At 66.8% G+C, this 557-nt stretch carries 1 protein-coding gene; it reads right to left on the bottom strand.

Annotated elements, in window-relative coordinates; translation table 11 throughout:
• On the bottom strand, positions 1-557 hold a 557-nt coding region (locus AC1RL4_RS29230), incomplete at both ends, for a VCBS domain-containing protein (RefSeq protein ID WP_493120716.1).

The following is a 557-nucleotide window of genomic DNA, read 5'->3' as shown; positions in this document are numbered from 1 at the left end:
TCGGTGAGGTTGGCGACGTCGGCGGACAGCACGGCCGCATCGTTGGTGCCGAGGATGTGCACGGTGACCGAAGTAGCGGTGCCATCGGCGCTGCTCACCGCGAAGGTGTCGGTGTAGGTGGTGCCGGCGGCGAACTCGTTGTGGGCGGAGCTGGCGACGTAGGTCCAGGCTCCGTCGGTACCGATGGAGAACTGGCCGTAGCTGCCGGCGGTGTTGGTTTGGGCGACGAAGGTTGCGGCGCTGTCGACGTCGCTGATGGTCAGGGTGCCGGCGGTGGAGATGTCGACGGCGGCATTGGTCTCGGTGAGGTTGGCGGTGCCAGCGGACAGCACGGCCGCATCGTTGGTACCGAGGATGTGCACGGTGACCGAAGTGAGGGTGCCGTCGGCACTGCTCACCGCGAAGGTGTCGGTGTAGGTGGTGCCGGCAGCGAACTCGTTGTGCGCGGAATTGGCGACGTAGGTCCAGGCACCGCCGGTGCCGATGGAGAACTGGCCGTAGCTGCCGGCGGTGTTGGTTTGGGCGACGAAGGTTGCGGCGCTGTCGACGTCGCTGAT

It is taken from the genome of Pseudomonas sp. GW822-FHT07A10, assembly GCF_058798795.1.
The sequence above is the reverse complement of the archived record's forward strand: the minus strand, read 5'-3'. Positions and strand labels throughout refer to the sequence as shown.